The 2652-nt window shown below is 62.3% G+C and carries 2 protein-coding genes; both read right to left on the bottom strand.

The window, feature by feature from the left end:
• Positions 1 to 70: 70 nt before the first annotated feature.
• Positions 71 to 1033, bottom strand: coding sequence for a spore coat U domain-containing protein (locus tag ERD80_RS21225; RefSeq protein ID WP_136548444.1), 963 nt, complete (start codon positions 1031 to 1033; stop codon positions 71 to 73).
• Positions 1030 to 2652 (bottom strand): fimbria/pilus outer membrane usher protein (locus ERD80_RS21220; protein WP_136548442.1); only part of this gene is annotated, 1623 nt, incomplete at its 5' end. The genes ERD80_RS21220 and ERD80_RS21225, both read right to left, overlap by 4 nt.

The raw sequence follows: 2652 nt of genomic DNA, 5'->3' as shown, positions 1-2652 counted from the left end.
TCGGTGCGGTTTCGCAGACCTGCGCTTTACCTCAACGCCCGCCCGATCAGCCCACTCCTTACCCACCCCGCTAAAACGCCACATCCACCACCACGCTATCGCTGTAATTCCCCGCTGCGGGCGTATTCTGCGTAGTCAGAATCTGCGCCGTATAGGTAAAGTTGCGCGTCACGGTATCCGCGTTGAGCGATGTCGAGGTCGCGCTGCTCCAGCGGTCGCTGCCGCTCGGGCCCCAGCGATTAGTGGTGGTAGTACCTTTATAAATATCGTAAGCCAGCCGGTTGGTGCCGCTCGCCATCTGGCGCGTGGTGCCGCTGTAATAGCTGCCATTACTCAGTCCCACCGTATACGTGCTGCCCTTTGAACACACCACGTTAATCGTCTGCTGCACAGTAGAAAAACTACCGACCAGCGGCGCACTGCCGAAGCTGACGTTCGGCGCCGTGATCGTGGTGCAGTCGTTGGTGATCACCATATTCACGGTGATCGGCATCGCCGTCCCGCTGCTGCTCTGCACCGTGCCGACGCACACGCCGGCCACATTTAACCCGGCACACACGTTATAACTCACCGTCAGCGTGATGGTGGTGGTGTAACTGCCGGCGGCAATCACCTGGCCGGGCACTGTACGGAAATAGAGTGGAATGACAAAATTGAGGCTGTTGCCGAGCGCCAGCAGCGCGGAAGCGTTCCAGCGATAGCTGCCGCCCTGGCGCAACTCGGTGGCACAGGCGCTGTCGATGCACAGCTGAATCGGCACGTTATCGGTGCCGCTGGCCGATGCCTTCATGGTGGCGCGCGTGCCGCTCAGGTAGTTGGCGGTGGTGAACGCATAGGCGACGTAATCGCTGCCCAGCAGGTTGAGCGTGCCGGTGCCGCAGTTAACGTTGGTGTTACTGGAGGTATTGACCGCCGTCGACTGCACGTAAAACGTGGTTTGCGTGCCAAAGCTGGCGCTGGGGGCCGAAAGCGAACAGAGCGCGTAGCTGCTGGCCGGCAGCAGCCACAGCAGCAAGAACAGAAATTTCCTCATGGCGAGATCCCTGACTGTGAGTTGTTGGCGGCATTCACGGCCGTACCGGGCGCGGCAGGCGGCAGCGGGCAGGTGAGTGGGCCGTAAGTCTGCAGCGCTTTAGGCTGCCCCTCAGCGATAGCCAGCGTGGTCTCGCACTGGAGGCCGTCCGGTGTTACCACGCGCATCGGGTTGCTGGCGCTGAGATCTTCCATCCACACGAGGCCGTCCCAGCCGACATATTCAGTGGCGCGATCGCGGCGCAACACCTGGCTGGAGACCGGCAGCGGCTGGCCGTTGCTGTCGTGCAGGATCACGCTGGCGGCGCGCAGGCGTTCCACCGGGAAATTCAGCAGATAGCCACTTTTGCGCTTCACCGCGAAGCGCTGCTCCACTTTGGGCGCGGTCATGTCAGCCGGCAGATCGAGAGTATCGATATCGTACTTCGCGCCGTAATAGCTGCTGATGGACGGCACCAGCAAATAGCCGGCGTCATCGGTGCGGCCCATCGTCTGGTTTTCGTAGCGCACCGTCACGTCCGGATAGCGGGTTTTCACCACCACAAAGGCATCGTTGATGTTGTTGGCGGCGAACACATGGTTGTCCATCAGCACCAGCGAGCCGGTGAAATCGGCCCACTGCGTGGTGTTGTCATCGTCGCCGTAAAAGCCAGCGGAAGTATCGATCTTGTTGTTGCGATAGCGCAGGCTGCCCTGACGATAATCGCCGCTGTCGCCGCCCTGATGCGCCCATGACGCATCGTAAGCAAAACCGCCGTCGCTCGGCATGGCGCGCGACACGTACAGGCGCTGATTGCTTTGTCCCTGCTGATCGCGCTCGACGCTAATTGATGCGCTGCTCTGTTCGCCAAACGGAATCACCAGCGAAATCGCGCCGCTCCAGTCGCCCTGTTGCTGGTCGCGGCTGGCGGAGATGTACAGGCTGCTGTTGCCCCACAGGTTTTTACTCCACGATAAATTCCACAGGCGGGTGCGATCGCCGCTGCTGCCGGCGATATCCAGATACGCCAGACCGAGGCTGCCGTACTGGCTGAGCGACAGGCTGGCGGTGTACTGCGCGCTGCGTCTGGCGAGCGAATAGCTGGTATTGGCGCTGTCGCCGCGGCTGCCGACCAGCGCCAGGTTGCCGAAATCCGCGCTGCGCAGCGTGTGCTGGGTGCCGAGGCTGAACCAGCTGTTGTTGTACTGGTAACCCCAGCTGTACTGGGTACCGGATCTGCCGTCCAGCTGGCTCTGCGCCAGCGCGGCGTTGATGACGCCCAGGCTGCCCAGTTTCACCAGCGCGCCGGCACCGCCCATCGCCACGTCGCTGCTGCCTTCGGCGTGCGATTCCAGCGTCAGCCAGTCGCGCAGGCCGTAGCGATAGGAGGCGCTGGCCGCCGCTGCGCCGTAATCAAAGTTTTTGATGCCGTAGTTCTCGCGAATCGCCCCGGCGGAGAAGGCGTAATCGGACAGGCCGGTTTTCAGCAGGCTGCTGGAGACGTAGAACGGCAGCGTTGTCGTCACCTGACGACCGACCGCGTCGGTGGTGGTGATCACCGCATCGCCCGCCCCGTTCACGAATGGCACATTGGTCAGCGACCACGGCCCCGGCTGCACGTTGGCCTGCGCGCTGCGGTA

This window comes from Pantoea sp. R102 (genome assembly GCF_004916815.1).
Lineage (GTDB): Bacteria > Pseudomonadota > Gammaproteobacteria > Enterobacterales > Enterobacteriaceae > Pantoea > Pantoea dispersa.
This window is presented reverse-complemented; position numbering and strand designations above follow the sequence as displayed.